At 72.8% G+C, this 7,285-nt stretch carries 6 protein-coding genes; 4 read left to right on the forward strand and 2 right to left on the reverse strand.

Going from position 1 to position 7,285, the window contains the following annotated elements; translation table 11 throughout:
- Positions 1 to 108 precede the first annotated feature (108 nt).
- Positions 109 to 2,526: an endopeptidase La gene (lon, locus tag ABD329_RS35440; RefSeq protein WP_198278591.1), complete on the reverse strand. Its 2,418-nt coding sequence runs from the start codon at positions 2,524 to 2,526 to the stop codon at positions 109 to 111.
- 74 nt (positions 2,527 to 2,600) lie between these two features.
- Positions 2,601 to 3,533, reverse strand: coding sequence for a rhomboid-like protein (locus ABD329_RS35445; protein ID WP_344317428.1), 933 nt, complete (start codon positions 3,531 to 3,533; stop codon positions 2,601 to 2,603).
- Positions 3,534 to 3,796: 263 nt separating this feature from the next.
- Between ABD329_RS35445 and ABD329_RS35450 the strand changes: the two genes are divergently transcribed.
- From ABD329_RS35450 to ABD329_RS35465, 4 genes are all read left to right on the forward strand, one after another.
- Positions 3,797 to 4,525, forward strand: a complete 729-nt coding sequence (locus tag ABD329_RS35450; RefSeq protein ID WP_198279999.1) for a spermidine synthase family protein — start codon at positions 3,797 to 3,799, stop codon at positions 4,523 to 4,525.
- Positions 4,526 to 4,629: 104 nt separating this feature from the next.
- Positions 4,630 to 5,370 (forward strand): response regulator transcription factor, encoded by a 741-nt coding sequence (locus ABD329_RS35455; RefSeq protein ID WP_014054863.1) that lies wholly within the window; start codon positions 4,630 to 4,632, stop codon positions 5,368 to 5,370.
- Positions 5,367 to 6,707 carry a sensor histidine kinase gene (locus ABD329_RS35460; RefSeq protein ID WP_246618868.1) on the forward strand — a complete coding sequence of 447 codons (1,341 nt, stop codon included), beginning with the start codon at positions 5,367 to 5,369 and terminating at the stop codon, positions 6,705 to 6,707. The genes ABD329_RS35455 and ABD329_RS35460 overlap by 4 nt, the downstream gene beginning before the upstream one ends.
- A 250-nt stretch (positions 6,708 to 6,957) precedes the next feature.
- Positions 6,958 to 7,285: 2-oxoglutarate dehydrogenase E1 subunit family protein (locus tag ABD329_RS35465; RefSeq protein ID WP_344317430.1), on the forward strand; the 328-nt coding region annotated here is incomplete at its 3' end.

Consider the following 7,285-nt stretch of genomic DNA (forward strand, 5'->3'; position numbering starts at 1 on the left):
TGTGCACGCGATGGACAGTCCAACGATACGCACGTCCGAGACGTCACGCGTGGCCCGGAACCCCGTTCGACACGGGGCCCCGGGCCACTGCGCTCCCGGCAGCGTCCGTCACGCCGCCACCGGAACCTCCGGGGTCGCCGCCCGGGCGGGCTCGAGGGCCAGCTCCAGCACCCGGCGGACGTCCGAGACCGGGTGGACGTCGAGCTTGTCCAGGACCTCGGCGGGGACGTCGTCCAGGTCGGGCTCATTGCGCTTGGGGATGATCACGGTGGTCACCCCGGCCCGGTGCGCCGCCAGCAGCTTCTGCTTGACGCCGCCGATCGGCAGCACCCGCCCGGTCAGGGACACCTCGCCGGTCATCGCCACATCCGGGCGCACCTGGCGGCCGGAGAGCAGCGAGGCCAGCGCGGTGGTCATGGTGATGCCCGCGCTCGGGCCGTCCTTGGGCACCGCGCCCGCCGGGACGTGGAGGTGGACGCCGCGCTCCTTCAGGTCGCCGACCGGCAGCTCCAGCTCCGCGCCGTGCGAGCGCAGGAAGGAGAGCGCGATCTGGGCGGACTCCTTCATCACGTCACCGAGCTGGCCGGTGAGGCTCAGCCCCGCGCCGCCCGTCTCCGGGTCGGCCAGCGACGCCTCCACGAACAGCACATCGCCGCCCGCGCCCGTGACCGCGAGCCCGGTCGCCACGCCGGGGACGGCGGTGCGGCGCTCGGCCGGGTCCTGGGCGGACTCGGGGGTGTGGTGCGGCCGGCCGATCAGCGGGCGCAGCTCCGCCACACCGACGGTGAAGGGCAGTTCGCGCTCGCCGAGCTCGTGCTGGGCCGCCACCTTGCGCAGCAGCCGGGCGATGGACCGCTCCAGCGTCCGTACGCCCGCCTCGCGGGTGTACTCGCCCGCCAGCTTGCGCAGCGCCTCGTCGGCCACCGTGACCTCGCCCGGCTCCAGACCGGCCCGCTCCAGCTGGCGGGGCAGCAGGTGGTCACGGGCGATGGTGACCTTCTCGTCCTCGGTGTAGCCGTCCAGGCGCACCAGCTCCATCCGGTCCAGGAGCGCCTCCGGGATGGCCTCCAGGACGTTGGCGGTGGCGAGGAAGACCACGTCGCTCAGGTCGAGTTCGACCTCCAGGTAGTGGTCGCGGAAGGTGTGGTTCTGCGCCGGGTCCAGGACCTCGAGCAGGGCCGCGGCCGGGTCGCCGCGGAAGTCGGAACCCACCTTGTCGATCTCGTCCAGGAGGACGACGGGGTTCATCGAACCCGCCTCCTTGATGGCCCGGACGACCCGGCCGGGCAGCGCGCCCACGTAGGTGCGCCGGTGGCCGCGGATCTCCGCCTCGTCGCGGACGCCGCCGAGCGCGACCCGGACGAACTTCCGCCCCATCGCGCGGGCGACGCTCTCGCCCAGGCTGGTCTTGCCGACGCCGGGCGGGCCCACCAGGGCCAGCACCGCGCCGCCGCGGCGGCCGCCGACGACGCCGAGGCCCCGGTCGGCGCGGCGCTTGCGCACCGCCAGGTACTCGGTGATCCGCTCCTTGACGTCCTCCAGGCCCGCGTGGTCGGCGTCGAGCACGTCCTTGGCGCCCTGGATGTCGTACGCGTCCTCGGTGCGCTCGTTCCAGGGCAGCTCCAGGACGGTGTCCAGCCAGGTGCGGATCCAGCTGCCCTCGGGGCTCTGGTCGCTGGACCGCTCCAGCTTGTCGACCTCCTTGAGGGCCGCCTCGCGGACCTTGTCCGGCAGGTCCGCGGCCTCCACACGGGCGCGGTAGTCGTCGGACTCGTCCTCGGGGTCGCCGTTGAGCTCGGCGAGCTCCTTACGGACGGCTTCGAGCTGGCGCCGCAGCAGGAATTCGCGCTGCTGCTTGTCGACGCCCTCCTGGACGTCCTTGGCGATCGACTCGGCCACGTCCTGCTCGGCGATGTGATCGCTCAGCCAGGTGACGGCCAGCTTCAGCCGGGCCACCGGGTCGGTGGTCTCCAGCAGCTCGACGCGCTGGGCCACGGACAGGAAGGGCGAGTACCCGGAGTTGTCCGCGAGCTGTGAGACATCGTCGATCTGCTGCACCCGGTCCACGACCTGCCAGGCGCCGCGCTTGCGCAGCCAGCTGGTGGCCAGCGCCTTGTACTCCTTGATCAGTTCGGTGACGGCACCGGGCAGGGGGTCGGGCACGATCTCCTCGACCGTGGTGCCCTCCACCCACAGGGCCGCCCCGGGTCCGGTGGTCCCGGCCCCGATGCGGACGCGGCGCACCCCGCGGATCAGCGCGCCGGGGTCTCCGTCGGAGAGCCGGCCCACCTGCTCGATGGTGCCCAGCGTGCCGATACCGGCGTAGGTGCCGTCGACGCGCGGCACCAGCAGCACCTTCGGCTTGCCGCCTCCGCTCCCACTGGAGCGTGCGGCGGCCTGGGCGGCCTCCACCGCGGCGCGTACCTCGGTATCGGAAAGGTCCAACGGCACCACCATGCCGGGGAGCACCACCTCATCGTCGAGAGGCAGTACGGGCAGGGTGAGCGGTGTGGACAGCGAAGCCATGATCTCCCCTTCGGCAGGCAAGTTGAGCCACAAGGACTCAATAAGTCAATGCCCACTCAATGCACGGAGGGGGTTCAGGTGTTCCCGGAGGCTTGTTCGCTGTGAGCGAAGTCGGCCGAGGCGCCGTCGTTTCGCCGTGACCGCGGGCGCCACCTGGTGTTTCGCCGGACGTACGGCCAGGAGACGACACCGAGCAGCAGGGCGAAGGCATGGCCCCAGCCGGTGAGCGGATCGAAGTCGACGAGGATCCCGGCGGCGAGCGCGAGGGCGATCCCGCCGAGCAGCGCCCACCGGCGCCCGGGTGACAGCAATCCGGCGAGCGCGGCGGCGCAGGCGATCAGCCCGTAGCTCACGCCGTAGTCGAGGCGGCGCAGCGAGCTGTCCGGGAGCTGCCCGGCGGCCACGGAGAGGGCCACCGGGACCTCGGTGAGCAGCGTCGCCAGTACGTGCCCGAGCAGGAACACCGCGGCGGTGCGCACCCCGCCGAGCCGCCGCTCCAGCGCGCCGAGCACCAGGGGGAAGGCGACCAGATACGGCGAGGTGATCCCGCCCACCGCCCACAACGCGCTGACCAGCAGCGTCAGCAGCGGCCGCTGGGAGAGGTGGAACACATCGGTGCTGGAGCCCGCGAGCAGATCGCGCACGGTGCCGGGATCGCCGAGCCGGGCGTAGAGCCCGGTGCCGAGCAGGACGAGGGTGTAGCCGAGGGTGAACGGCACGGTGCGGAGCGCGCGCGGCAGCGAACGCGCCAACGCCGCCGTATGGCGTCCATCGGCCCACCCGACGCCCGGCACCCGCGGCGTACCGGCCCCGACGCCCGGCACCCGCGGCGTACCGGCCCCGACGCCCGGCACCCGCGGCGTACCGGCCCCGACGGCCGCGGGCCAGCCGCGGCCCACCACCCGCCGCCCGTCGGCCGCGCGAGCGCATGCCCCGGCCGGGGCGACGGCCCGGAGGCCATCCGGGTCACCGCCGCCCGCCGCCCGCGCACCCGGAATGGCCGGCACATCCGTCCCTCTTACCGATGTCGTCAACGCCCGCGCCCCTTTCTCACGCCCGTCGCCGCTCCCCCTACTCCCCCGCTTATCCGCCACGACCGGAACAACAACCAGGACGCCGTGAGTCATGTCACGGCACCATCAGCTGTGACATGGACGACGCCTCACCACGCCACCGCACGGCCCCGCGCGACCGTGAATCGGTTGGACCGGCGAGCCGGGGCGGCGCGAGGATGGCGGGGTCAGGAACCGCCCGGGAGGACCCCACACCCATGCAGCCGCAGCCGCCGTACGACCTCCACGCCGACGCCGACGACCGGCCGGTCACCGTCGACCGCCGGGAGGGCCCGTACGGCGAGGTGGTGCTGCGGCGGCGCGGCGGCGCGGGACCGTCGGACGACGCCGTCTTCGAGATCATCGCCAATGGGTGCTTCCTCATGGACACCTCCGACGGCCGATCGGAGCGGCTGCTCATCCGTGCCGCCCTCGACGCGCTGCCCGCCGACCGCCCCTCCCCCGCGCTGCTCATCGGCGGCCTCGGCGTCGGGTTTTCGCTGGTCGAAGCAGTGGCGGAGCCCCGGTGGGGACGGATCGAGGTGGTCGAGCGGGAGGCCGCGGTGATCGACTGGCACCGCGCGGGCCCCCTGGCGGCCTTGACCGCCGGGGCGCTGGCCGATCCGCGCACCGAGATCGTCCACGCCGATCTGGTCGAGTGGCTGCGAACGGGCCCGCGGACCTATGACGCGCTGTGCCTGGACATCGACAACGGCCCCGACTGGACCGTCACCGAGGACAACGACGGCCTCTACTCCCCCACCGGACTCGCGGCCTGCGCGGCGCGTCTCGCACCGGGCGGGGTGCTGGCCGTATGGTCGGCGCAGCCGTCGCCCGCGTTCGAGGAATCTCTCCGGAATGCCGGGTTCACACAGGTGCGTACGGAAGAGGTCGCCGTTGCCCGGGGTGTTCCCGACGTCGTGCATCTCGCGGTTCGGGGCGCGTAGCAAAGCCGCGTACGCTGGCTTTACGCTTGCTTGCCTACCAAACGCGGCTGAGCGATGACCAGGCGCGAGCCGCGGGTTTCACCGGAAGACGCAGGGGCGGGCGTATGGAGCAGACTCACAACGGTCACAACGGGACCGCCACGACCACCCCTGGCGCACAGCGCCGGGTCCTCGTCGTCGAGGACGATCCGACCATAGTGGACGCCATCGCGGCCCGGCTGCGGGCCGAGGGGTTCCAGGTCCAGACGGCGGGAGACGGTCCGGCGGCGGTCGACACGGCCGAGGCGTGGCAGCCCGACCTGCTCGTCCTCGACGTGATGCTGCCGGGCTTCGACGGGCTGGAGGTCTGCCGACGGGTGCAGGCCCGGCGGCCGGTGCCCGTGCTGATGCTGACCGCGCGCGACGACGAGACCGACATGCTGGTGGGGCTCGGGGTCGGCGCCGACGACTACATGACCAAGCCGTTCTCCATGCGCGAACTGGCCGCGCGGGTGCACGTACTGCTGCGGCGGGTGGAGCGGGCGGCGCTGGCCGCGCACACCCCGCGCAGCGGGATCCTGCGCCTGGGCGAGCTGGAGATCGACCACGCCCAGCGCCGGGTGCGGGTGCGCGGCTCGGACGTACACCTCACCCCGACCGAGTTCGATCTGCTGGTCTGTCTGGCCAACACCCCGCGCGCGGTGCTCTCGCGCGAGCAGCTGCTGGCCGAGGTGTGGGACTGGGCGGACGCCTCGGGCACCCGCACCGTGGACAGCCACATCAAGGCGCTGCGCCGGAAGATCGGCGCGGAGCGGATCCGTACGGTGCACGGCGTGGGCTACGCCCTCGAGACCCCGGCGGCATGACGAGGGCCCGCTGGGCACGCAGGCTCCCCAAGCTCCGGGCGGGCACGGCCGCCAGGGGCACGGCTCCCAGGGGGGCGCGCGGGAACCGGGAGCCAAGGGGCTGGGCTCGCGGGGCTCCCCAGACCTGGGCGGACAAGGCTCCCAGGCTCTGGCCGCGCGGGGCCCCCAAGGTCTGCCAACCGCCCGGGGCCCCCACGGACCGGCGGGCGTGGTCCCGCGCCACCTGGGCCCGGGTCTGGGAGGCGCTGCGCCCCTTCGACCCGTACCGCTCGGTCAAGGCCGCACTGGGGGCGCTGGTCGTCGGCTCGGTGATCATCACCACGCTGCTCGTCTTCGCGGCGATGCACTCCGACACCGAGCTGCGCGTCATCACCATCTTCTCGATCATCGCCTCGCTGCTGATCACCCAGTTCGTGGCGAACGGGCTCACGGCCCCGCTGGACGAGATGACCGAGGTCACCCGGGCGATGGCCAACGGCGACTACACCCGGCGGGTGCGGGCGGCGCAGCGCGGGGACGAGTTCGGCGACCTGGCGTCCGCGTTCAACCGGATGGCGGCCGACCTGGAGGCGGTGGACACCCACCGCAAGGAGCTGGTGGCCAACGTCTCGCATGAGCTGCGCACCCCGATCGCGGCGCTGCGGGCGGTGCTGGAGAACGTGGTGGACGGCGTCTCGGACGCCGATCCGGAGACCATGCGGGTCGCGCTCAAGCAGACCCAGCGCCTGGGCCGCCTGGTGGACCAGCTGCTCGATCTCTCCCGCCTCGACAACGGGGTGGTGCCGCTGCACGCGCGGCGGTTCGAGGTCTGGCCGTATCTGGCCGGGATCCTCAAGGAGGCCGGCATGGCCAAGGGCGCGGAGTCCCATTCGGGCGCGCACACCCGCAAGGACGTCCATCTCAACCTGGACGTCTCGCCGCCGGAGCTGACCGCCCACGCCGACGCCGAGCGGCTGCACCAGGTGATGGCGAACCTCATCGACAACGCGGTGAAGCACAGCCCGGCACACGGCCGGGTGACCGTGCGTGCCCGGCGCGGGGACGGCCCGGAGAGCCTGGAGCTGGAGGTGCTGGACGAGGGCCCCGGCATTCCGGAGGCGGATTGGCACCGGGTCTTCGAGCGGTTCAACCGGGGCGGGCTCTCCCCGGTGGACGGTCGGCGGCGGCCGGGGCCGGGCCAGGGCAGCGACGGCGGCACCGGTCTGGGGCTGGCGATCGCGCGCTGGGCGGTGGATCTGCACGGCGGGCGGATAGGGGTGGCGGAGTCCCCGCGCGGCTGCCGGATCAAGGTCAGCCTTCCCGGACCTGCCCCGGAACCCAAACCAGGCACCCCCTGAGATCAAAGCTGAAGTAAAGTCGACGCTGTCGCGCACATACGAGCGGCAGGGGTGCACGTCTGCGCTGCCCCGCGCCGGAGGAAACGCACGAAACCCCGTGTGTTTCCCGGTGCGTCATGCGCTGAAACCCGCCAATCAATGTGACTTGCGCGACGATGACCAGTGCGGCCTGCACGTAAGGGTCCAAGAGGCGTAGCCTTTATTCCCGCTGTCCACCACCTTTAGGAAGCGGAAGAGGGCGGTTGCCGCCGTGTCGCCACAGTCCCCCAACACCTCGAGCGTCTCGACCGATGAACAGGACGGGCAGGGGAGTAACCCTGCCGCTGCCTTCGGCCCCAATGAGTGGCTCGTCGACGAGATCTACCAGCAGTACCTCCAGGACCCGAACTCGGTCGACCGAGCCTGGTGGGACTTCTTCGCCGACTACAAGCCGGGTCAGGACACCGGCTCCGCGGTGGCCACGCCACCACAGGGAGTAGCCGCGAGCGCCGTCCCGGCGGCCCCGGCGCAGCCCGACGCCGCGGGGCCGGCGGAGGCGAAGCCCGCCGCCCCGGCCGCGAAGCCCGCCGAGGCCAAGC

The organism is Streptomyces javensis (assembly GCF_039525925.1).
In the GTDB taxonomy this organism is placed as follows: domain Bacteria; phylum Actinomycetota; class Actinomycetes; order Streptomycetales; family Streptomycetaceae; genus Streptomyces; species Streptomyces asiaticus.

Coding starts and splice junctions, on each gene's coding strand:
- lon (WP_198278591.1), bottom strand. CDS start 2,526: ATGGCTTCGCTGTCCACACCGCTCACCCTGCCCGTACTGCCTCTCGAC.
- ABD329_RS35450 (WP_198279999.1), top strand. CDS start 3,797: ATGCAGCCGCAGCCGCCGTACGACCTCCACGCCGACGCCGACGACCGG.
- ABD329_RS35455 (WP_014054863.1), top strand. CDS start 4,630: ATGGAGCAGACTCACAACGGTCACAACGGGACCGCCACGACCACCCCT.
- ABD329_RS35460 (WP_246618868.1), top strand. CDS start 5,367: ATGACGAGGGCCCGCTGGGCACGCAGGCTCCCCAAGCTCCGGGCGGGC.